Raw genomic sequence first — 22,909 nt, forward strand, 5'->3', positions numbered from 1 at the left:
CGCTTTCCCCGGGCTCGCGCCGGAAAGTCTTCGCGCGCCAGCCTTTCTCAAACGAAAGGAGACCTGTTCCCGTGTCTTGCAACAAAAGCCGTGCCGCCCGCTGGATGGCCGCAGCCGCCACCGCCCTCGCCGTCCTCACCACCACCCTGGCCCCGGCCGCCGCCCATGCGCGCGAGTTCGTCAGCGTCAAGGGCGCCAGCGTCAATGTGCGGCAGCAGCCCACCACGCGCTCGGCCACGCTGTGGGAACTGGGCAAGGGCTATCCGCTGCAGGTGGTGCAGCGCAAGGGCCAGTGGCTGCGCGTCAGGGACAACGAGAGCACGCTGGGCTGGGTGCATGCGCCGCTGACCGGCAAGACCCCGCACATGGTGGTGACCGGGCGCACCGCCAATCTGCGCGCAGGCCCGGGCCAGAAACACCGCGTGGTGGGCAAGCTGGCTGAGCTGGAGGTGGTGCGCACGCTCAAGAAGCAGGGCTCCTGGGCCCATGTCCAGCGCGACAACGGCCAAAAGGGCTGGGTGGCGCGCAGCCTGACCTGGGGCTGGTGACCTGGGCTGATTACCTGGACGTCTGGCTGGACGTTCAGCCGTTGACCACGACCTGCGTGCGCGGCGCATAGCCGTGGTTCAGCGGACCGTGGCCGGCGCCCGTGAACACATCGGCACCGGCCGCAATCGCGCCCAGGATGTACTCGCGCGCCTGGGCCACGGCCGCCTCCAGCGGCAGGCCCAGCGCCAGGTGCGAGGCAATCGCCGAAGACAGCGTGCAGCCCGTGCCATGGCCGTTGTGCGTGGCAATGCGCTGCGACTGCAGGCGCAGCCGCTGGCCGTTGCCATGGCCCAGCAGGTCTACCACCAGATCGCCGGACAGATGCCCGCCCTTGAGCAATGCGGCCGGCGCGCCCAGCGCCAGGAGTTCCTGCACGGCGCCGTCCAGTGCGTCTATGCCATCAATGGAGTGGCCCAGCAGCAGCGCCGCCTCGTCCAGATTGGGCGTGACCACGGTGGCCAGGGGGAACAGTTCGCGCACCAGCACGGAGGCGGTTTCCGGCGCGATCAGCCGGTCGCCGCTGGTGGCCACCATCACGGGGTCCAGCACCACGTTGCGCAGCTGGTGGCGGCGGATGGCATCGGCCACCACCTGCACCACCTCGGGCGTGGCCAGCATGCCGATCTTGACGGCGTCGGCGCCGATGTCCTCGACCACCGCATCGATCTGGCCGCGCAGTATGTCCACGGGAATGCCATGGATGCCGCTGACGCCCAGCGTGTTCTGCACGGTGATGGCCGTGATGGCCGTCATGCCGTAGCAGCCCAGGGCGCTGCAGGTCTTGAGGTCGGCCTGTATGCCGGCGCCGCCGCCGCTGTCGGAGCCCGCGATGATGAGCACGCGTGCATAGCGCTTGCGCGCGGCGGGAGCCGGTTCGGTGGATGCGGCGGTCGAAGGGGAGTGGTCGGCAGTCATGGGCGAAAATTATCACCCATGCGCATGGTCAATACCGGCAGCTGCGGGATGTGCTGTAATGCCTGCTGACGGACGAAACAGGGGTGTCCCGTCGGTGAAACAGGGCCTGGCCCGCCTCGCCGATGCGTGACTGAGAAACACCCTGGGGCCCCGGGGCGACCAGCCCCCTGCCGCACAAGCCTGCACCACAGGCACCTTGCCGCGCAGCGCCCCTGCACCCGATCCAGGTCATGCTGGCGTGGGGAGTTTCAATCAATCGGGGTGGTACGCCGCGTTTTGTCCAGCACATGCCCTGTGCGCGGACAGCCGGCCGGCAGTCCCACGGGCATGGGCGCACTTGACCACCAGATGCACATGTCCGTTCTACAAGCTTCTTCCCGCATCGCCATTCTGGGCGGCGGCCTCATGGGCCGGCTGCTGGCATTGGCGCTGGCCCGTCGCGGCCACGGCATCGCCGTATACGACGCCCACGGCCCCGAAGGCGATGGCGCAGCGGCCCGCGTGGCCGCCGCCATGCTCGCGCCCCTGGCCGAATCGGCCATCACCGAGCCCGGCGTGGTGCGCATGGGCCAGCACGGCCTGACGCGCTGGCCCGAACTGCTGGCCCAGCTCGATGCGCCCGTGTTCTTCCAGCAAAACGGCACCCTCATCCTCTGGCACCGCCAGGACGCGGGCGATGCCCAGCGCTTTTTCGGCCTGCTGGAGAAAAACCGCCGCATCAACCCCAGCCTTCCCGCGCTGCAGCCGCTGGCCGACCAGGCCCTGCACGACTGCGAGCCCGCGCTTGAGCGGCGCTTCGCCCAGGCCATGTACCTGCAGGGCGAAGGCCAGCTGGACAACCGCCAGCTGCTGGCCGCGCTCCACGCCACGCTGACCCGCCTGGGCGTGGAGCAGCACTGGAACCAGCCGCGCGAGCTGGCCGACTTCCGTCCCGGCACGCCGGGCCAGCCCGACTGGGTGCTGGACTGCCGGGGCCTGGGCGCACGCGGCCAGTGGCCTGCGCTGCGCGGCGTGCGCGGCGAGGTGGTGCGCATCCATGCGCCCGAGGTCACGCTGCAGCGGCCCACGCGCCTGATCCATCCGCGCTACCCGATCTACATTGCGCCCAAGGAGGACCACCTCTTCGTCATCGGCGCCACCGAGATCGAGTCCGACGACATGTCGCCGGCCAGCGTGCGCTCCACGCTGGAGCTGCTGAGTGCCGCCTACACCGTGCATCCGGGTTTTGCCGAGGGCCGCATCGTCGAGATCGCCACCCAGTGCCGCCCCACCCTGCCCGACAATCTGCCGGCCGTGCGCTGGAGCGCGCCGCGCGTGATGGAGGTCAACGGCCTGTACCGCCATGGCTTCATGATCGCGCCGGCCATGCTGGACGTGGTGCTGGAGCTGCTCGACAGCGGTGATTCCGAACTGGCCCGCCGCTTCGATGTTGCCGTCGAGCATGCGCCATCGCAGCACAAGGCAGCCGCCTGAACGGCACGCACGGCACTTTCACGCACAACAGACCGGACATGCATGCAGGGCCGACAAGACCGGCCCTGCCTAAGATCGAACAAGCCCCCGTACCCGCCTTTCGTTTCCCCTCAGCCGCCATGAACATCACCATCAACCAGCAAGCGACCGAACTGAGCGACGGAGCCACCGTGGCCGACGCGCTGGCCCAGCTTGCGCCGCGCCCGCCCTTTGCCGTGGCCATCAACACCGTCTTCGTACCCAAGGCCCGCTATGCCGAGCAGGCGCTGAACGACGGCGACCGCCTCGAAGTGATCTCGCCGGTGACCGGCGGCTGATGCCCCATCCGACTCTCCCATTGCCTCACGCCATGACGACTTCCGCCCCTTCCTCCGACGACAGCCTGGTCCTGTACGGCCAGCGCTTTGACAGCCGCCTGCTGCTGGGCACCTCCCGCTACCCCTCGCCCGCCGTGCTGGAAGCTGCCGTGCAGCGTGCCCGCCCCGCCATGGTCACGGCCTCGCTGCGCCGCCAGGGCAGCAATGCCGCCGAGACCGGTGCCAGCTTCTGGGAATTGCTCAAGAAGCTGGCCGTGCCCGTGCTGCCCAACACGGCCGGCTGCATGACCGTGCAGGAAGCCGTGACCACGGCCCAGATGGCACGCGAAGTCTTCGAGACCCCCTGGATCAAGCTGGAGCTGATCGGCGACGACTACACCCTGCAGCCCGACACGCTGAACCTGGTCGAGGCCGCCTCCATCCTCATCAAGGACGGCTTCCAGGTCCTGCCCTACACCACCGAGGACCTGGTGCTGTGCCAGCGCCTGGTGGATGTGGGCTGCCAGGCCGTCATGCCCTGGGCAGCGCCCATCGGCACGGGCCGCGGCCCCGTCAACCCCTATGCCATGCAAACGCTGCGCGAGCGCCTGAAGGTGCCGCTGATCGTGGATGCGGGCCTGGGCCGCCCCTCGCACGCCTGCCAGGTCATGGAATGGGGCTATGACGCCGTGCTGCTGAACACGGCCGTGGCCTTGTCCGAAGATCCCGTCGCCATGGCCGGCGCCTTTGCCGACGCCGTGAACGCCGGCCACGCCGCCCACCGCGCCGGCGCCATGGCCGAGCAATCGGCCGCCCAGCCCAGCACGCCCGTGCTGGGCACGCCGTTCTGGCACCACGGCTGAGGAGACCGGCCATGAGCAACGACTCCATCCAATCCTGGGCAGATGCCATCGTGCGCCTGCACGGCGCCACCTTTGCCCCTGAAGGCTCCGCCCTGCCCTCGCAGCCCGTGCCGCAGGCACAGCGCCAGGAGCCGGCCTATCTTGCGGCGCTGCAGGCCTGCAGCGCCCTGGGTTTCATCGCCATCGACGCCGAGACGCTGGCCTGCGCCTGGCAGGCGCAGACGCTGCGCAGGGGCCGCTTCGAGGCCACGCTATGGCCCGACGATCCGCGCGACTTCGGCCTGGAGGGCGCCGATCCCGCACTGGCCTTCCCGGAGTGCCCAAGGTCCATGGGCCTGTACGGCGTGCTGCCCGATGCGCAATGGGTGGGCCGCATGGCCCGCGCCGGTGTGCCCACCGTGCAGCTGCGCTTCAAGTCCGAGGACCGCGACGCCATCGCGCGCGAAGTGCGCGCCGCCGTGGCCGCGGTGGAAGGCACGGGCGCCCTGCTCTTCATCAACGACCACTGGCGCGAGGCCATCGATGCCGGCGCCTATGGCGTGCATGTGGGCCAGGAGGACCTGGACGCGCTGGCCGGCGCCGACCTGCAGGCCATCCACGCCTCGGGCCTGCGCCTGGGCGTGAGCACGCATGGCTATGCCGAAATGGTGCGCGCCCATGCCGTGCAGCCCAGCTACATCGCGCTGGGCGCCGTCTTTCCCACCACGCTCAAGAAAATGGCCACGGCTCCGCAGGGCCTGGCGCGCCTGGGCGCCTATGTGCGCCTGATGCAGCGCTATCCGCTGGTGGCCATCGGCGGCATCTCGGCCGACCAGTTCCCGGCCGTGCGCGCCACGGGCGTGGGCTCGGTGGCCGTGGTGCGGGCACTGGTCAATGCAGAGGATCCTGAAGCGGCGGCGCAGCAGTTGCTTGCCAGCATGCAGGCTGCGGACTGAGCCTTTGCGGGACCCCACATCAAAAAAGGGAGCATCTGCTCCCTTTTTTGATGTGCACCTGGCTCAGTCCTTGGACGGCTCCTTGCCGTCACCCTGCGGCGACGGAGCCTGTGGCGTGGTCCGAAAGGCCGGGTCGGTCTCGCGCGACAGCAGCATGTCCACCGAGCGGCTCAAGGGCTCGTCCAGGCCGCGGTGATCGCGAAGGGTTTCGGGCGGTTGCAGTTCCCAGTTCTCCAGCGCCAGATCCATGCTCAGCGGCGCCTTGAGATTGTGCTCGCTGAAGCCCACGGGGCCTGAGCCGGGCGCCGACAGCACCACGGGCGGAAAGCGCGAAGGCACGTCCACCGTGGGCAGTTCATCCTCGCCCAGCGCGGTGAGGTCTATGTCCAGCAGCGGTGCCGCCGCATCGTGGATGAAGGACGGCGTCTCGCTCAGCGGAACGGCACGCACCTGGCCGGCAGGCAGCTGGCCTGCCTGATCCAGGTCGAAGTCCAGCGGCTGCATTTCAAACTGCAGCGGCGCAGACAGGGAGTCCGGCGCGCGGCTGTCTGCAGCCTTCTCACCGGCTGTACCGGAGACCACGGACAGCGCCTGCGTGTCCATGGGCGTGAACTCCAGGCCCGGATCCTGCGGCGACAGGGAAGAGGCAGCCTGCTGCGGCGCGGCCTCTACCGGAGGCGGTTGCAGCTCGGCCATCCAATCCACATCCATGAAGGCGGCAGCGGCGGCCGGTGCGGGAGCGGGTTCCGCGGCCGATGCGAGGACGGCTGCGCCGGCCGTGGCTGCGCCGGCTGCGGCCGTGCCCGCCACCATGCGCGGCGTGGTGCGCTCGCGCGGGCCGGGCTCGCCGCGCGTTCCGGCAGGCGAGGTGCGCGCGATGGACAGCAGCAGCAGCAGGTCATCGAAAGCGGCCAGGTCGAAGGGGGCTGGCGCATCGGGGTCGGGTGCACCGTCCTGCTTGAACAGGTAGTGCGCCAGGCAGTCCTCGACCTCGTCCACAGGCCACAGCGCCTCGATGCGTGCCAGCTGCTCGGGATAGCCCTGCAGCAGGCTGCTGCCCTTGTCGGTGAAGCCCGGCATGGCCGGCACGCGGGCGTTGAAATGCTTGGCAAAGCGGGCGCGCAGCTGGTCGAAGTCGTCTCGGCGGCTCAGCGTGTAGTACAGGTGCAGCAGCTCCAGATAGGCCAGCGGCGAGGAATCCTCATGCGTGGCGATGTGCGAGCGCAGCAGCTCGATGGCCTGCTGGTGCTCGCCCACCGAGATGAAGAATTCCGCCTGCTGCTGCACGTCGAACATTTCGCCGGGCTGCACCATGCGCCGGGCCTTGATGGCCTCGGGCGCAGGCGAGCGCGCTGCGGTCTTCTCGCCCTCCGGCTCGGGCAGCTCGGCCTGCACGGACACAGGCACGGGAATGGTGGCCGGGCCGAAATCGCCGGGGTCCACGTCCTCATGCAGCTCGTACGTCACGCCAGGGCGCATCTGCGCGCCGCGCTGCACATAGGGCGAGGCCAGGGTATCCGGGCCACGGCGATCATCCGGCGACGGCGCAGGCCGGTGTTCACGCAGGCTGGGTGCCATGGGCCGCGTGGGCCGATGGGGGTCCAGGGAATGCGGCAGGGTGTTGATCCCGTCATCGTGCGAATGCGGCGGGCTCGACGGCACGGGGTCCTGCGACGAACGCTCCACCGATTCCCGCCAGGCATCCGGCTCGCGCGAGAACAGCGAGGCGCCCGAGCGCATTTTCCAGGCCATCCATGCGATCACGGCCACGGCGGCGATCAGCGCCAGCAGCAGCGCATTGAACAGCCACGATGAGCCGCCCGACTCCTGGCGCATGGCCTCCAGTTCGGCCCGTAGCTGGGCCAGTTGCCCACGGTCGGCGGTGTCGCGCTTCTTGAAGGCCGCCATTTCGGCCTCCAGCGCCTGCACGCGCTTGTTGGCCTCGGCCAGCTGCTCGCTGCCCGCATCGAACATGGGAGCCGCAGATGCGGCGGCGCCCTCGGGTGTCCCGGGTGTTCCGGCTGCGCCAGCGGCGCCCGGGGTGCCGCCCGTGCCCAGCCATTCCTCCACCGGCTCCATGCGCAGGCGCGGTTCTATGCGCAGGCCCGCCTGCAACTGCCCGGCCTGGGCCTGGGCGGTCACGCCCACGGGCGGCCTGGATTTCTCGGCCGCCGCCTTGGGTTTGGCCTGGAGCCTTGGCTGTGTCTTTGGCTTGGACTGGGGTTTCGGTTCCTTGGCAACGGGCACCGCTGCGGGCCTGGAATCGGCCCGGGCGCTGCGGCCAGCGGCCGGGCGGGAGGAAGTCGAAGATGGGTCGGAAGCAGCACCCGCTGCCCCCGCTGCACCTGCAGCACCGGAGCCCGCGGCCGCCAGCGCCGGCTGGGCTGCCGCCAGCTCTCGCACATTGATGGGCTGATTGCCCGTGGCATCCACCGACTCGGGCAGCTGCGCCAGCAGCGTGTAGCTGCGGCTGATGCCGCCGCCTTCGCAGCCGGCCCAGAGCTTGAGCGTCACCACGGGCTCGTCCACCGTGTAGCTGGCCTGCACACGAACGGCCTTGCCCGATGTGGTCGGGCTGACGCGCACACGAGAGGATTCGATGGGCCTGTCACCGGCCAGCAGCTCGGCGCGCACGCAGGAGCTGCCGGCGTCATTTCCGCTATCGGGCTGCAAGCCCACCACCAGGTCGAACGGAGCGCCCAGCACCACGTTGCCCCGGGGACTGCCCAACGACAATGCGGACGCGTTCCAGGCCATGGAGGACAGGGCGACGCCGAGAATGGTGCTACAAATTCTCACATCAGCCTTTCTTTGAACGCTTGCATTTTTGCATAGACACCTGTAGGACACCTCCTCTATGTATATGATCCAAAACAACATTTCTCCTATCAGGAACGTCGGATTGATAGGCGCAGGCATCATGGGGCAAGGCATTGCCCAGCTGGCCGCCCAGGCAGGCGCCGGCGTGCTGCTGCAGGACGCTCGCCCGGGCGCTGCCGCGCAAGCGCAGCAACAGCTGTTTGCGCTGTGGGACCTGCTTGAGAAGAAACAAAAAATAACAAGTGAGCAGGCCGCAGATTGCAAGGCCCGGGTGACGGTGGCGGACGGTCTCGATGCGTTCAGGAACTGCGACCTGGTGATCGAGGCCATCGTCGAGCGCATGGATGCCAAGCAGGCGCTGCTGCGCGAGCTGGAGGCCATCGTTGCGCCCGGGACCCTCATCGCCAGCAATACCTCGGCCCTGTCCATCACCACGCTGGCCACGGCGCTCGAGCACCCGCAGCGCTTTGCCGGCTTTCACTTCTTCAACCCGGCGCCGCTGATGAAGGTGGTGGAGATCGTGCGCGGCCTGGCCACGGACGAGGCCACCTGCGCCACGCTGGCGCAGTTCGCGCGCAGCTTCGGCCACACGCCCGTGCGCGCGCAGGACACGCCGGGTTTCCTGGTCAACCACCTGGGCCGCGGCTATGTGACCGAGGCGCTGCGCATCGTGCAGGAAGGCATTGCCGACTTCGCCACCATCGACCGCATCCTGCGCGAGCAGGTGGGCTTCAAGCTCGGCCCGTTCGAGCTGATGGATCTCACCGGCCTGGATGTCACCCATGCCGTGATGGAGCACATCTACCACCAGTACTACCAGGAGCCGCGCTACCGCCCCAGCCCCATTGCCGCGCAGCGCGTGGCGGCCGGCCTGCTGGGGCGCAAGACCGCCCAGGGCTTTTACCGCTATGCCGAAGGCCGCGCCGAGCAGCCTGCCGAGCCTGCCGTGCCGCAGGTGCAGACGCTGCCACCGGTCTGGGTGTCGGCACGCGCGGCCCGGCGCAACGAGATCTACCAGTTGCTCAAGAGCCTGGGCGCGCGCATTGAAACCGCGCAGGCACCGACCGAGCAGGCCTTGATCCTGGTGGCGCCGCTGGGCCTGGACGTGACCACGGTGGCTGCCGTGGAGCGGCTGGACTGCACGCGCACCATGGGCATCGACATGCTGCTGGCCGACGCCGACACGCGCCGCCGCGTGCTGGCCACCACGCCGGCCACGCGCACCGACATGCGCGACGCCGCCCATGCGCTTTTTGCCAGCGACGGCAAGGCCGTGAGCGTGATCCGCGACAGCGGCGGCTTCGTCACGCAGCGCGTGGTGGGCTCCATCGTCAACATCGCCAGCGACATCTGCCAGCAGGGCATCGGCAGCCCGGCCGACCTGGAAAAGGCCGTGACCCTGGGCCTGGGCTATCCCATGGGCCCGCTGGCCATGGGCGACCGCTGGGGCCCCACCAACATGCTGGAGGTCCTGTTCAACCTGCAGACCGTCTACGGCGACCCGCGCTACCGCCCCAGCCCCTGGCTGCGCCGCCGTGGCGCGCTGGGGCTGAGCCTCACGCACGAGGAGCCATAAGCCCTGCAAAGCCGGCGACCCGATGCAAGACGGGTCGCCTTTTTTCGCCGCCCTGCCCCGTTTTCGGCAGGCCCAGACACCGAAGTGACAGGCCCGCCGGCGGCATGCTGCGCCGCGGCGGTCCCACACGCGACAATGTGACCGTCATCAGTCACGCAAAAGACAGGCCATGGACGACCCGATTCTTACCATCGAAGAACGTGAAGCGATCAATTCCGGTCGCTGGTTTTCATCACTTTCTCCATCGCTTCGGCACGACATTCTTCGATGCGCTTACGTCAAACGGTTCAAAGATGGCACGCTCATCTGCGCACGCGGAGAACCGCCCGAGGAATGGATCGCCTGCGCCCGGGGTGCGGTGCGCGTGAGCTCGACCTCGATCACGGGCAAGCAGATCACGCTGGACTACGTGGAGCCGGGCATCTGGTTCGGCGACGTGGCCATCCTGGACGGGGACAAGCGCACGCACGATGCCTATGCGCACGGCGAGACCACGCTGCTGTGCGTGTCCAAGACCGACTTCAAGAAAATCCTGTCCATGCATGTGGAGTTCTCGGAAGCCATGCTGCGCCTGCATGCACGGCGCATCCGCCAGCTCTACGGCCTGGTCGAGGACCTCAACACCCTGCCGCTGCGCGCGCGCCTGGCCAAGCAGCTGCTGCACCTGGTGCGCAGCTATGGCGTGACCAGCCTGTCGGATGGCAGCGAGATCCGCATCGGCCTGCACCTGGCGCAGGAGGAACTGGCGCAGTTGCTGGGCGCCTCGCGCCAGCGCGTGAACCAGGAACTCAAGGCCATGGAGCGCGAGAACGCCATCCGCATCGAGCCGGGCGGCCTGGTGGTCTGCGACCGCGACACGCTGCTGCGCATCGCCGCGCCCGACGCCTGAACCTGCGCGGCCCGCGCCGCGCCCCCTCCCCTTTTCTTGCACCGACCGGACGTTCGCGCCGGCCGGTGCCTTGCCGCGCCCGTGCTGCGCGGCTGTTCCCGTTTGTTGAACCGATTCTCGAACCGATCACAGGACTGACTGCCCCATGAGCACTTTCGACCATTTCGTAGGCACACGCGCCGTCTCCGACCAGCACGCATTCGACGTGCCCGCGCTCACCGCCTGGATGCAGGGCCATGTGCAGGGCTTTGCCGGCCCGCTGCAGGTGGAGATGTTCAAGGGCGGCCAGTCCAACCCCACCTACAAGCTGATCACCCCGGGACGCAGCTACGTGATGCGCTCCAAGCCCGGCCCCGTGGCCAAGCTGCTGCCCTCGGCCCATGCCATCGAGCGCGAGTTCCGCGTGATGAAGGGCCTGGCCGGCACCGACGTGCCCGTGCCCCACATGTATGCGCTTTGCGAGGACGAATCCATCATCGGCCGCGCCTTCTACATCATGGAGTGCATGGAAGGCCGCGTGCTCTGGGACCAGTCCCTGCCCGGCATGGAGCCGGCCCAGCGCGCCGCCATCTACGACGAGATGAACCGCGTGATCTCGGCCCTGCACACCGTGGACTTCGCGGCCCAGGGCCTGGCCGACTACGGCAAGAGCGGCAACTACTTCGAGCGCCAGATCGGCCGCTGGAGCAAGCAGTACGTGGCCTCGGTCACCCAGCCCATCCCCGAGATGGACCAGCTCATGCAGTGGCTGCCCGCCCACATGCCGGCCAGCGCGCTGGATGCCTCGCGCGTGTCCATCGTGCACGGCGATTTCCGCCTGGACAACCTGATGTTCCACCCCACCGAGCCGCGCGTCATCGCCGTGCTGGACTGGGAGCTGTCCACCCTGGGCCACCCGCTGGCCGACTTCAGCTACCACTGCATGAGCTGGCACATCCCGGCCACGCTGGGCCGGGGCATCGCAGGCAAGGACCTGGCGGCCCTGGGCATTCCCGGCGAAGAGGAATACATCCGCCGCTACTGCGAGCGCACGGGCCTCAAGGACGTGGACACGCTGCGCGCCGACTGGAACTTCTACATGGCCTACAACATGTTCCGCATCGCGGCCATCCTGCAGGGCATTGCCAAGCGCGTGGAGGCCGGCACGGCCTCCAGCGCCCAGGCCAAGGCCTCGGGCGACACCGCCCGGCCCATGGCCGAGCTGGCCTGGTCCTTCGCCCAGCGCAGCTGAGCCATCCAGACCAGCCCCCAACACTCACCGATCACCCCGTTTCCACCACAAGCGACAAGCCAAGAGAAGGAGCGCATCCATGGACTTTGAATATTCGCCCAAGACCAAGGACCTGCAGGAACGCCTGCTGAAGTTCATGGACGAGCACATCTATCCCGGCGAAAAGGACTATGCCGCCGAGATGGAAGCCAACACCGCCGCAGGCAAGCGCTGGACGCCGCTGCAGACCATCGAGAAGCTCAAGGTCAAGGCCCGGGAGCAAGGCCTGTGGAACCTGTTCCTGCCCGTGGACAGCGCCGAGGCCGCAGGCTACAAGGGCGGCGGCCTGACCAACCAGGAATACGCGCCGCTGGCCGAGATCATGGGCCGCGTGCCATGGTCCAGCGAGGTGTTCAACTGCTCGGCGCCCGACACCGGCAACATGGAAACCATTGCGCGCTACGGCAGCACCGAACTCAAGGAGCGCTGGCTCAAGCCGCTGCTGGACGGCAAGATCCGCTCGGCCTTCGCCATGACCGAGCCCGAGGTGGCCTCCTCCGACGCCACCAACATCTGCACGCGCATCGAGCGCCAGGGCGACGAGTACGTGATCAACGGCCACAAGTGGTGGATCTCGGGTGCCGGCGATCCGCGCTGCCAGGTCTTCATCACCATGGGCAAGACCGACCCCGACGCGCCCAAGCACTCGCAGCAGAGCATGATCATCGTGCCCGGCGACGCGCCCGGCATCCGCATCGTGCGTCCGCTCAACGTCATGGGCTATGACGATGCGCCGCACGGCCACATGGAGATGTACTTCGAGAACGTGCGCGTGCCCGTGGGCAACATCCTGCTGGGCGAGGGCCGTGGCTTCGAGATCGCCCAGGGCCGCCTTGGCCCCGGCCGCATCCACCACTGCATGCGCCTGATCGGCCTGGCCGAGCGCGCGCTGGAGCTGATGTGCAAGCGCGCCAGCTCGCGCATCGCCTTCGGCAAGAGCGTGGCCCAGCAGACCGTGACGCAGGAGCGCATCGCCGAGGCACGCTGCCGCATCGACATGGCGCGCCTGCTCACGCTCAAGGCCGCCTGGCTGATGGACATTGCCGGCAACAAGGTGGCACGCAGCGAGATCGCCATGATCAAGGTGGTGGCCCCCAGCATGGCCTGCCAGGTCATCGACTGGGCCATGCAGGTGCACGGCGGCGGCGGCATGAGCGACGACTTCCCGCTGGCCAGCGCCTACGCCCACGCGCGCACGCTGCGCTTTGCCGACGGCCCGGACGAGGTGCACCGCAACGCCATCGCCAAGTGGGAGCTGGGCAAGTACGGCGCCTACGGCAAGGATGCCGGCGTGCCCATCACGCGCGGCAGCTGAGCAGGCTTCAAGCCTGAGGCCTGAGGCCGCGCACCCGACAGGATCGGGTGGCGGCCCTGGCCCTTCCCTCTCAGCCAGGTGGCAATGCCTCCTGGCTTTTTTGTGCCTGCCTTTCCGGCATTTCAGCGCCCATGGCAGGCGCCTCCCATCCCCCGCCCAGCGCCCGGTACAGCGCCACGCGCGCCTGCAGCTGCAGCAGGCGCTGCAGCACGGCATCGTCCTGCGCCGCGTACAGCGTGGTCTGGGCCTGCAGCAGGGACAGCAGGCTTTCCGCCCCGGCCTTGTAGCGCAGCTCGGCCAGCGACACGGCCTGGCGGGCCTGGGCCAGAACCTCGGCCTGGGCCTCGGCCTGGGCCTTCAGGCCGTGGACGGCGTTGAGCGCCAGGTCCACATCGCCATAGGCCGCGACGATGGACTTGTAATAGCCGGCCAGCAGCTCCTCGCGCCGGGCCTGGGCGCCATCGCGCTCGGCCGCCAGACGGCCGCCGTCGAAGATGGGGCCGGCCAGTCCGGCCAGCAGCGAATACACGGGCTCGCGCAGCCAGTCGCTGGCGCGCCCAGCGCTGGTGCCTGCACTGCCCGTAAGGGTCAGCCGGGGCCACAGCGCTGCGCGGGCGGCCTGCAGGTTGGCGCTGGCGGCGGTCAGTTGCGCCTCAGCACTGGCAATGTCGGGCCGGCGCTGCAGCAGCTGCGTGGGCAGGCCTGGGCCGATCTCGGGCAGCTGCAGGGCCTGCAGCGAGTCCGTGGCCAGCGCGGGGCGGCGGGCCTGGCCCAGCAGCACGGCCAGCGTGGCATCGGCATCCTCGCCCTGGCGGCGCAGCGTGGCCAGGGCCTGGCGCTGACTGGCCACCAGGCCGCGCTGCTGGGCCAGCTCCAGCTGGGTGGCGGCGCCTGCGCGCGCACGGGACTCCACCAGGCCCAGCAGCCGCTCGGCATTGGCCACGTTGCGCGCCGCAATGGTCTGGCGTTCGCGCAGCGCCACGGCCTGCAGCCAGCCATGGGCCACCTGGGCGGTGACCGTGAGGCGCACCGTGTCCTGGTCGAACCGGCTGGCCTGCCAGGCCGCCGCCGCCGCATCGCGCGTGGCGCGGCTGCGGCCCCAGAAGTCCACCTCATACGAGGCCGTCAGCGCAGCGCCGTAGACGCTGGCTTGCCCGCCCGCCACCTGTGCATGGTTCATGCGCTGGGCGCGCAGCTCGCCATTGAGCGAGGGCAGCAGCGCAGCGCCCGCCTGGCGCGTGGCCGCCTCGGCCTGGCGCACGCGGGCCATGGCGGCAGCCATGTCCAGGCTCTGGTCCTGGGCCGCCTGCACCATGCCGCCCAGCTCCGCACTGCCAAAGGCCTGCCACCACTGGGGTGAGACGGAGGCAGGGACGGCTTCGCCCTGCTGCTTCCACGAAGCGGCCAGCGCAGGCGCTGTCCTGTCCGGCACTGTCTGCTGCGCGGCGCAGCCGCCCAGGGCAAGCAGCGCGAGAGCGATGCAGCCCAGGCGTGCATTTCCCAGCGTCTTGTCGTTCATGTCTTTCATCTCACTCTCCCGCCAGCGCGCGCACCGGGTCCAGCCGCGCCGCCGTCTTGGCCGGCATGTAGCCGAACACCAGGCCCGTCACCACGGCGCAGGCAAAGGCGCCCAGCATGGCGCGCACCGAAAACACCACGGGCACGCCCGCCACGATGAGCACCACGCCCACGGCCAGCCCGGCCAGCAGGCCCACCGTGCCGCCCACGAAGGTGACCAGGCTGGCCTCGGTCAGGAACTGGCGCAGGATGTCGCGCTGGCGCGCGCCCGTGGCCATGCGGATGCCGATCTCGCGCGTGCGCTCGCGCACCGTCATCAGCATCACGTTCATCACGCCGATGCCGCCCACCACCAGGGAAACGGCGGCAATCAGGCCCAGCATCACCGCCATGCTCTGGCGCGTGGCCGCCTCGGCCTGGATGCGCGCGGCCGCGTTGCCGATGCCGAAGTCCTCGCGCCCGCCGTGGCGCGCCAGCAGCAGCTTGCGCATGGCCTCCTCCGCCTCGTGCACCACGTCGGAGGACATGGCCTCGATCACCACATAGTCGGGCTGGGTCTGCGACTGGTAGACGCGCGCCCGGCCCGAGCGGTAGGGAATGAAGACCATGTCGTCATAGTTCTGCGCGCCCGAGTCCGCGCCGCGCTCGCTCATCACGCCGATGACCTCGAAGGCCGATGTGCCGATGATCAGCTGGCGCCCCAGCGGGTTGGGCGTGTCGGGGAAGAAATGCTGGTGCGCCTTGTGGCCCAGGACCACCAGGGGCGCCAGGTCGCGGTCCTCGGCCTCGGTGTAGTAGCGGCCCTGGGCCACCTTCCAGTGGTGCACCAGGGGCATCTCCTCGCTGGCCGCGAACACGTAGATCTGCTTGTCGGCCTTGCCGTAGCGCACGGTGATGGGGTCGCCGATCACGGGCATGACGCGCCGTATCTCGGGCAGTTCACGCACGGCGGCCAGGTCTTCCTCGGTCATCTGCCCGGCCGGCCCGCCCGTGGCCGGCGGCTTGCTGCCCATGTAGAGGATGGCCGTTCCCATGGTCCCCATCTGCTCGACCACCTTGCGCCGCGCGCCCTCGCCAATGGCCAGCATCACGATGACCGAGGCCACGCCGATGACGATGCCCAGCAAGGTCAGGCTGGTGCGCACGCGGTTCATGCGCATGCCGCGCCAGGCGCTGCGCGCGGCCTCGAACAGTTCGGCCAGCCAGGGCGCACCGGCGCTGCCGCGCTGCGGCGTGAGCGGCAGGGCAGCGGCGCCCGCATTCGCCGCATTTGCCGCATTCACCGCGTTGGCTGCATCGTCGCGCCGGCTGTCGCTGGTGATGCGGCCGTCGCTGATCTCGATCACGCGGCGCGCCTGGGAGGCCACCGCGCGGTCGTGGGTGATGAGGATGATGGTGTGGCCCGCATCGGCCAGCTCTCGCAGCAGGGCCATGACTTCGGCGCCGCTGTGCGAGTCCAGCGCGCCCGTGGGCTCGTCGGCCAGGATGATCTGGCCGCCGTTCATCAGCGCACGCGCAATCGACACGCGCTGCTGCTGCCCGCCCGACAGCTGGTTGGGCCGGTTGCCCAGGCGCGAGCCCAGGCCCAGGCGCTCCAGCAGCGCACGGGCGCGCCGCACGCGCTCTTCCTTGGGCAGGCCGGCGTAGATGGCGGGCATTTCCACGTTCTCGCTGGCGCTTTCGCTGGCGATCAGGTGGTAGCCCTGGAAGACGAAGCCGAAGGCCTCGCGCCGCAGCCAGGCCAGTGCGTCCGAGTCCAGCGTGGCCACGTCCTGGCCCTGGAAGTGGTAGCTGCCCTCGCTGGGCCGGTCCAGGCAGCCCAGGATGTTCATCAGCGTGGACTTGCCCGAACCCGAGCTGCCCACCACGGCCACGAACTCGCCCGCGCGTATCTCCAGGTCGATGCCGTGCAGCACGGTGACGGCGGGCTGGCCGCTGTCGCCGCCGCCGTAGTGCTTGGTGATGCCGCGCAGCTCTATCAGCGGTGCGGTCAGCGTCGCGCCGGCCTGCATGCCCTGCCCCATCACCATTGCAGCCACCGCGGGCCACGGTCCAGAGGCGTCTCGCCGACGATGACGCGCTCGCCTTCCTGCAGGCCCTCCAGCACCTCGGCCTGGTGGCGGCTGCGCACGCCCAGGCGCACGGTGCGCTGCTCGGGCTGGCCCTTGGCGTCCAGCACGCGCACGGTCTGCGTGCTGCCGGCCTTCTCGGCCTTCTCGGCGTTCTCTGCCTTTTCCGCCTTGTCAGTCGTTCCCGCCTTGTCGGCCACGGCCATCAGCGGCACGGTGAGTGCCTGCGCGGCCTGGCCGGTGACGAAGACCACCTGGGCCGTCATCTGGGGCATCAGCTCGGCGTCCTCGTTGTCCACATCGAACAGCACGGTATAGGCCACGGCCTTGGTGGCGGGCGCAGGCGCCTGGCCCGCATTGCCGCCGGCCGGCGTCTGGCTGGTAGAGGGCGAGGGCAGCACCTGGCGCACCTTGCTGGACCAGCGCCGGGGCCTGGCCTGGTCGGCGCCGCCCAGCGTGGTGAAGTACACCGGCATGTCGTCGCGCACGCGGCGCACGTCGGCCTCGGACACTTCGGTCCACACCGTCATGGCCGACAGGTCGGCAATGCGCAGGATGTTGGGCGTCTGGTAGGTGGCGTTCAGCGTCTGGCCCTCGCGCGCCTCCACCGACACCACGGTGCCCGCCATGGGCGCGTAGATGCGCGTATAGCCCAGGCGCGCCTCGTCGGCCTTGAGCGTGGCCTGGGTCTGGTCGATCTGGGCCTTCAGATGCTCCATGCGGGCACCGGCGGCGGCCAGGTTGGCTTCTGCGGTCTGCAGGTCTTCCTCGCGCGTGGCCCCGTCGCGGGCCAGCTGGCGCTGGCGCGTGAGCTGCTGCTCGGCCAGCTTGCGCAGCGCCTGCTGCTCGGCCAGCTGTGCGCGCAGGCCCGCCAGCGAGGCACGCCCCGCATCCACCGTGGCGCGCTGCACGCTGGGGTCGATCTCCACCAGCAGTGCGCCCTTCTCCACCTGGGCGCCGGGCTCCACGCGCAGCCGGGTGACCTGGCCCGACACCTGGGCGCCCACGTCCACATAGCGGCGCGGCTGCAGCGTGCCGATGGCCGTGACGGTGGACTCGATATCGGTGCGCGCCACGGTCTCGGTCTGGTAGGCCACGGCAGGCCGGCTGGACCACCAGGCGGCCGCGCCCCCGGCCGCCGCCAACAGGACCACCGCCACGGCGATGGCTTTCCAGCGTTGCTGCGTGCGCGTCATGCTTGCCTCCCGACCACACACACCCCGAACTGGAACGAAAGCAGGAAACTCATCTGAAAAACCCCGTAGTACCGAAACTGAAAACAATCCACGCCAAATCCGCCACGGCAAGCACGCCAGCCAACCAGGCCAGCCGCGCCGCCCAGCGCGCATGGGCGCTGATCAGGGCCACGGCCATCAGCGCGCCGGCGGACACAAAGCCCAGCCAGGCCACCGAGCCCACCGTGCCGCCCCAGCCCGAGACAACGGGCACAAGGGCCAGCGCCAGCAGCGCCGTGCCCACGCCGCGCAACTGCGGGCCACGGCGGGCCGGCAGCTCGCGCGCGCCGGTCAATTGTTCGTAGTGGCGGTCCATGGCAAAGGCCAGGGCCGCCATGCCTGCAAAGGCCAGGGCCAGTGCGGCCAGGGATGCGTGCAACGTGCTCATGCCTGCACCTCCGACGGGCCGGCCACGGCGGCCTGCCCCTTGGCCGTCCTTGCCTTGGCGGCGGCACCCGCGCCGCGCCGCGCCAGCCAGCGCCAGGCCCAGGCGGCCGCCAGCCCCGTGGCCAGGCAGAACAGCTCCACCCCGGCGCTTTCCCAGTCGCCCTCCAGCATGTGGGCCGACAGCGGCTCGCCCACGGTGATCCAGTTGAGCAGCGGCAGCAGCAGGCACAGCATGGCCAGCAGGCCCATCTGCTGGCGCCAGGCCGTGGCTGGCGCACAGGCCAGCGCATGCACCAGCGCATGCACCAGCGCCAGGCCCCACAGCCCGAAGAACACGGCCAGCTCCCAGTCATCGCGGTGCGCCAGGCCCACGGGCACCAGGCGGTTGGCCCACAGGTAGCCGATGCAGCCCAGGCCCAGCCCGGCGATGGCCGCCACGTTCAGGCCCTCGATCAGCCGGTACACGCGCGCCGTGGCGCTGCCGAACTCGCCCTGGTGGCGGCTGCGGCGCTTGACCATGAAGAGGATGGCGCCCGTGGCCATCATGGCCGCGCCCGCCAGGCCGCACAGGAAGTACAGCCACTTCATGGCCAGCCCGCCGAACTTGACCATGTGCAGCCCGCCCATGACCGCCTGGGCCAGCGAGGGGGTGCCGCCGTCGGCGCCGCCGGGCAGGCGTACCTGCAGCACCTCGCCCGTGGCGGCCGAGAACATGGCCATGCCCGAATTGGGGCTCAGGCGCTGATGCGCACGGTCATCGCTGTTCCAGCCGTAGACGCCGATGCGTGCCGAGGCATCGCCGGGATGGTCGATGACCACCGCGCGCACCGCCTGGCCCATCAGCTCCTGGCCGCGCCGTGCAAACGGCTCCAGATCGGGCACCGCCAGGGGCTTGCCGGACAGCGCGGGCGGCCCGGCCTCGTTCATGTCGGCGATGAAGGCCGTGCGGGCGGCCTGGTCCGTGCCATAGACCGTCCAGACGCCAACGGGCATGAAGCTCAGGCTGGAGATGGCGATGCCGGTATAGGCAATCATGAACTGGAAGGGCAGCGTCAGCACCGCCACGGCGTTGTGCGCGTCCAGCCAGCTGCGCTGGCCCTTGCGTGCGCGAAAGGTGAAGAAGTCCTTGAAGATGCGCTTGTGCGTGATCACGCCGCTGACCAGGGCCACCAGCATGGCCATGGCGGCAATGCCTATCACCCACAGCCCCACCTGCCCTGCATGCAGTTCATAGTGGAAGTCCACGAAATGGTTGCCGCCCATGGTGGCGCGCGCGGCGCCGTGGCCGTGGCCTGCCGTCATTTCCTCGCCCGTGGCGGTGTCCAGCTCGGCATCGGCGTACTGGCGGTTGGCGTCGAACCAGTAGACACGCAGGTCGCCGCCGCCCTTGTCGTCGGACGGCCAGATCTCCCACATCTGCGCGCCCTGGTGGTGCTTTTGCATGTAGGCCGCGCCCCAGGCCAGGCGCTGGCCCAGGTCCGCACCCTGCCCGGCCGGCGCGGCGGCGCGCGCTGCCGCCTCGGCCACCTCGGCCGCCTCCTCGGCATGGTGCTCGGGCGTCATCCAGTGCGTGATGGCTTCCTGGAACACGGCCAGCGAACCCGTGAGGAACACCGCGAACAGCAGCCACGAAAACCACAGCCCGCACCAGGTATGCAGCCAGGCCTGGGCCTGGCGGAAACCGCCCGTGGCAGCGCCGCTGCCGGGGACCTTGCTGATCTGCGCCTTGGCCATCTCAAACGCCCCCGCCATTGCGCGCCAGCAGCAGCGCGGCGCCGCCCATCAGGGCCGCAGGCACCAGCAACCCCAGCCAGACCCGGCCCGCCGAAACCGGCGAGAACGCCCAGATCACCGCCAGCGCGTGCAGCGCAAAGCTCCACTGCATGCCGGCGATCACGGCATCGACACGCGCGCCGGGCAGCGCAGCGGCCAGGAAGGCCGCCAGCGCACTGGCCAGCGCATAGCCGCCGAAGACGGCGGCCAGCAGGCGGGACAGGACAAGCAGGCCCGGATGGACGGGCCTGTCGGCCTGGGTGATATCTGCACGATCAGCGGGTTGGGATTGGGGCATGTAATGGGTATTCGGATAAGCACAGGAACGCACGAATGCGTGCAAACAAGGGGCCAAAACGGATGCCGTGATGCGGCGGCCTTCAAGGCCCTCCTCATACATGACAAACGAGATCGAAAAAAAGGCCAGCCGCAATGGTTTTCGCCATTGCGGCCAGTGGCCTGGGTCGGACTGGGGCGGGCCCTCCTGGACCCCGCCCCGGCCCTCAGAAGGTGCCGCGCAGCGTCAGCACCGCATTGCGCGGCTTTCCATAGAAATTGCCGCCGCTCGCATAGCCCACGGTCTGGTAGTACGTCTTGTCAAAGATATTGTTGAGATTCAGGGAAACCGTCCAGCGCGGATCGATCCGGTACTGCACCATCGCATTGATGACCGAATAGCCGCCCTGGGTGAAGTTGTAGCGGCCGACTTCATTCCAGTCGGCGTCATACAGCGTATCGCGCACATGGTGCTTGCTCTGGATATGGGCGCTGCCGCCAATCTTCCAGCGCGACAGCTCGCCCGGCAGCACATAGGCCGTGGACAGCTTGAGCAGATGGCGCGGCGTGATGCTGCTGTAGGGCGCATCCTCGGTCTTGTCGCGCGTGGTGGTGTAGGTGTAGCCGGCCGCGATCTGCCAGCCGGGGCGCAGCTCGCCGCCGATCTCGGCGTCAAAGCCGCGGCTGGTCACCTTGCCCTGCGGCAGAAAGCAGCAATTGCCCGACCATTCCTCGTGATTGCTCGGATAGCGCGCATCCGTCACCGCCGTGCCCGTGCGCACCACGTTGAAAAGGCTGAATGTGGCATTGAGCCGGCCATCGGCCAATTCGCCCTTGAAACCGGCCTCATAGCTCTTGCCCTTGACCGGGTCCAGCGAATTGCCCGGAGGAGGCCCCGACTTGGACAGCGCCTGCGGCTTGAGAATCGAGGAATAGCTCAGATACGCCGACCATTGGTTGTTCAGGTCATAGATCACCCCGCCATACGGCGTGAACTTGGCCGGCTCGGAAAAGCGGCTGCCCGATGCCAATTCCCACTGGCCCGCCGCATTCAGCGACTCATAGACCTGGTTGAAGCGGTACTTGGCATAGCGCGCGCCCACGATCACATGCAGGCGGTCCGTCGGATGCAGGCGCAGCACGCCATAGCCGCCCGACTGGTCCTGGCCCCAGGGGTTGTAGCGGCGCGAGATCTCGCCGGCCGGCGCGGGGCGCCAGGCGCCGGGGTTGTAGACATCGATGGGCTCCACGCCCGTGGCATCGGTGGAATAGCCCACGTTCCAAAAGCTCTCCACCTTCTGCCGGTCCATGCCCAGCAGGATCTCGTGCGTGCGCCCGCCCAGGTCGAAGCTGCCGGCCAGGCTGGCGTCCAGCACGGTCTGCCGGTTCTCGTACAGGTAGTGGCCGCCGCCGTTCCAGTTCACGCCCAGGCCGGTTGCGGGGTCCAGCGCGCCGTAGCCGAACACCGTGGAGCCGTCATAGCTGGACTTGCTGCGGGTCAGGTTGAGCTTGCCCTTCCAGCGCGCGGAAAAGCGGTGCTCCAGCGCGCCGAACAGCTCGCTGTTGTCCTTGCGGCCCGTGGCCCAGGGCTGGGTGAAGCTGGTGTGGCGCGGCAGGCCGATATCGCTGCCGTCGCTGTAGCGCGGCACGTCGCCGCCGCCATCGCCGCGCGTGCGGATCTTGCTGCGGCTCATGCCCACGGTCAGCAGGGTGTCGGGCGTCAGGTCCGCCTCGACCACGCCGTAGAACTGGGGAGCGCGCGTGTGCTTGATGTCCACGAACTGGTCCGTGTCCTGGTAGGACAGCACGGCCCGGCCGCGCACCCGGCCATCGAGGGCCAGCGGCCCCGTGGCATCCACCATGGTCTGGTAGTTGTTCCAGCTGCCGATGGACTGCTGCACCACGAAGCGCGGCTCGGCCAGCGGCTTCTTGCGCACGATGTTGATGATGCCGCCCGGGTCGCCCACGCCGCCCAGCAGGCCCGAGGCGCCGCGCATCACCTCCACGCGGTCGTAGAAGTCCATGCTCTGGTTGACGCTGTAGGTGTACTGGGCGATGTTCAGCGGCGCGCCGCCGTCGATCTGCATGCTGTCGATCTGGAAGCCGCGCGAATAGAAATAGGTGGAGTCGAAATTGATCTGGCTGGTGGTGATGCCGGGCGTGGCGGCCAGCGCGTCGCGGATGTCGGTCATGCGGCGGTCGTCGAGCTGCTGGCGCGTGATCACCGACACCGATTGCGGGATCTCGCGGAACGACTGGTCCGTCTTGGAGGCGATGCTGGTCACGCGGCTGGTGTACGAGCCCGTGCCCTCGGTCGTGCCGTCGATGGCCCGGCGCGCGCTCACCCGCACTTCGGCCAGCGTCTTTTCGATGGCGGCGACGGGCTGCACGGTCAGCGTGCCCTCTTGCACATGGCCCTGCAGGCCGCTGCCGGCCAGCAAATCATCCAGCGCCTGACGCAGCGGCAACTCGCCCCGTACGGCCGGCGCCTGCCGCTGGGCGGCCAGCGAGGGCGTGAACACCAGCTGCAGTCCGGCCTGCCGCGCGAACTGGTCCAGCGCGCTGGCCAGCGGCTGCGCCGCTATGTCGAAGCGCAGCGTCTGTGCGGCCGGCTGGGCCAGCGCCGCCTGCAGCGGCATGGCCAGGCCCAGGCAGAGCACGGCATGGGCCAGCGGATGGAGGGCGGCGCGGCAGGCGCCCGAAGAAGGGAAAAGCGGATGCATGGAAATCGTCCTTGGCAGTGATGGAAG

General features: G+C 69.3%; 18 protein-coding genes. 9 read left to right on the forward strand and 9 right to left on the reverse strand.

Features of this window, described 5'->3' with window-relative positions:
- Positions 1-71 precede the first annotated feature (71 nt).
- Positions 72-548, forward strand: coding sequence for an SH3 domain-containing protein (locus tag ACF8ME_RS14660; RefSeq protein ID WP_026062660.1), 477 nt, complete (start codon positions 72-74; stop codon positions 546-548).
- 34 nt (positions 549-582) lie between these two features.
- Here the strand turns inward: ACF8ME_RS14660 and thiD are convergent, their stop codons facing one another.
- Positions 583-1,464, reverse strand: a complete 882-nt coding sequence (thiD, locus tag ACF8ME_RS14665) for a bifunctional hydroxymethylpyrimidine kinase/phosphomethylpyrimidine kinase (RefSeq protein ID WP_016452917.1) — start codon at positions 1,462-1,464, stop codon at positions 583-585.
- Positions 1,465-1,818: 354 nt separating this feature from the next.
- Between thiD and ACF8ME_RS14670 the strand changes: the two genes are divergently transcribed.
- The 4 genes from ACF8ME_RS14670 to thiE all read left to right on the forward strand — a co-directional run bounded on the left by ACF8ME_RS14670 (position 1,819) and on the right by thiE (position 5,031).
- The gene (locus ACF8ME_RS14670; protein ID WP_074922885.1) at positions 1,819-2,937 is read left to right on the forward strand and encodes an FAD-dependent oxidoreductase; all 1,119 of its coding nucleotides are present in this window, start codon (positions 1,819-1,821) and stop codon (positions 2,935-2,937) included.
- Positions 2,938-3,056: 119 nt separating this feature from the next.
- A complete protein-coding gene (gene thiS / locus ACF8ME_RS14675; RefSeq protein WP_012205130.1) occupies positions 3,057-3,254 on the forward strand; it encodes a sulfur carrier protein ThiS in 198 nt (65 codons plus the stop codon).
- 32 nt (positions 3,255-3,286) lie between these two features.
- Positions 3,287-4,096 (forward strand): thiazole synthase, encoded by an 810-nt coding sequence (locus ACF8ME_RS14680; RefSeq protein ID WP_016452920.1) that lies wholly within the window; start codon positions 3,287-3,289, stop codon positions 4,094-4,096.
- Between the two features lie 11 nt (positions 4,097-4,107).
- Positions 4,108-5,031, forward strand: coding sequence for a thiamine phosphate synthase (thiE, locus tag ACF8ME_RS14685; RefSeq protein WP_209800588.1), 924 nt, complete (start codon positions 4,108-4,110; stop codon positions 5,029-5,031).
- A gap of 63 nt (positions 5,032-5,094) precedes the next feature.
- Here the strand turns inward: thiE and ACF8ME_RS14690 are convergent, their stop codons facing one another.
- Positions 5,095-7,767, reverse strand: coding sequence for a FimV family protein (locus tag ACF8ME_RS14690; RefSeq protein ID WP_392417125.1), 2,673 nt, complete (start codon positions 7,765-7,767; stop codon positions 5,095-5,097).
- A gap of 121 nt (positions 7,768-7,888) precedes the next feature.
- Here ACF8ME_RS14690 and ACF8ME_RS14695 point away from each other — a divergent pair, with 121 nt between their 5' ends.
- The 4 genes from ACF8ME_RS14695 (at position 7,889) to ACF8ME_RS14710 (ending at position 12,901) form a co-directional block, all read left to right on the forward strand.
- A complete protein-coding gene (locus ACF8ME_RS14695; protein ID WP_392417127.1) occupies positions 7,889-9,427 on the forward strand; it encodes a 3-hydroxyacyl-CoA dehydrogenase in 1,539 nt (512 codons plus the stop codon).
- A 169-nt stretch (positions 9,428-9,596) separates the two neighbouring features.
- Positions 9,597-10,316: a Crp/Fnr family transcriptional regulator gene (locus tag ACF8ME_RS14700; RefSeq protein WP_012205125.1), complete on the forward strand. Its 720-nt coding sequence runs from the start codon at positions 9,597-9,599 to the stop codon at positions 10,314-10,316.
- 145 nt (positions 10,317-10,461) lie between these two features.
- Positions 10,462-11,547, forward strand: coding sequence for a phosphotransferase (locus tag ACF8ME_RS14705; protein ID WP_016446719.1), 1,086 nt, complete (start codon positions 10,462-10,464; stop codon positions 11,545-11,547).
- Positions 11,548-11,626: 79 nt separating this feature from the next.
- The gene (locus tag ACF8ME_RS14710; RefSeq protein WP_016446718.1) at positions 11,627-12,901 is read left to right on the forward strand and encodes an acyl-CoA dehydrogenase family protein; all 1,275 of its coding nucleotides are present in this window, start codon (positions 11,627-11,629) and stop codon (positions 12,899-12,901) included.
- Positions 12,902-12,971: 70 nt separating this feature from the next.
- Here ACF8ME_RS14710 and ACF8ME_RS14715 read toward each other — a convergent pair whose 3' ends face one another.
- From ACF8ME_RS14715 to ACF8ME_RS14745, 7 genes are all read right to left on the reverse strand, one after another.
- Positions 12,972-14,429, reverse strand: a complete 1,458-nt coding sequence (locus tag ACF8ME_RS14715) for an efflux transporter outer membrane subunit (RefSeq protein WP_392417129.1) — start codon at positions 14,427-14,429, stop codon at positions 12,972-12,974.
- A 1-nt stretch (position 14,430) separates the two neighbouring features.
- Positions 14,431-16,443 carry an ABC transporter permease gene (locus ACF8ME_RS14720; protein WP_392417155.1) on the reverse strand — a complete coding sequence of 671 codons (2,013 nt, stop codon included), beginning with the start codon at positions 16,441-16,443 and terminating at the stop codon, positions 14,431-14,433.
- The gene (locus ACF8ME_RS14725) at positions 16,443-17,684 is read right to left on the reverse strand and encodes an efflux RND transporter periplasmic adaptor subunit (protein WP_126312215.1); all 1,242 of its coding nucleotides are present in this window, start codon (positions 17,682-17,684) and stop codon (positions 16,443-16,445) included. Before ACF8ME_RS14725 ends, ACF8ME_RS14720 begins: the two co-directional genes overlap by 1 nt.
- 49 nt (positions 17,685-17,733) lie before the next feature.
- Entirely contained in the window at positions 17,734-18,111 is a 378-nt protein-coding gene (locus ACF8ME_RS14730) for a DUF3325 domain-containing protein (RefSeq protein ID WP_392417132.1), read from the reverse strand.
- Positions 18,108-19,844, reverse strand: coding sequence for a PepSY-associated TM helix domain-containing protein (locus tag ACF8ME_RS14735; RefSeq protein ID WP_392417133.1), 1,737 nt, complete (start codon positions 19,842-19,844; stop codon positions 18,108-18,110). Before ACF8ME_RS14735 ends, ACF8ME_RS14730 begins: the two co-directional genes overlap by 4 nt.
- Position 19,845: 1 nt before the next feature.
- Positions 19,846-20,181, reverse strand: a complete 336-nt coding sequence (locus tag ACF8ME_RS14740; protein ID WP_392417135.1) for a DUF3649 domain-containing protein — start codon at positions 20,179-20,181, stop codon at positions 19,846-19,848.
- Between the two features lie 205 nt (positions 20,182-20,386).
- Positions 20,387-22,882 carry a TonB-dependent siderophore receptor gene (locus tag ACF8ME_RS14745; RefSeq protein WP_392417137.1) on the reverse strand — a complete coding sequence of 832 codons (2,496 nt, stop codon included), beginning with the start codon at positions 22,880-22,882 and terminating at the stop codon, positions 20,387-20,389.
- Positions 22,883-22,909 lie beyond the last annotated feature (27 nt).

The sequence above is a fragment of the Delftia sp. WSY_7 genome (assembly GCF_043104845.1).
GTDB lineage: Bacteria > Pseudomonadota > Gammaproteobacteria > Burkholderiales > Burkholderiaceae_C > Comamonas > Comamonas tsuruhatensis.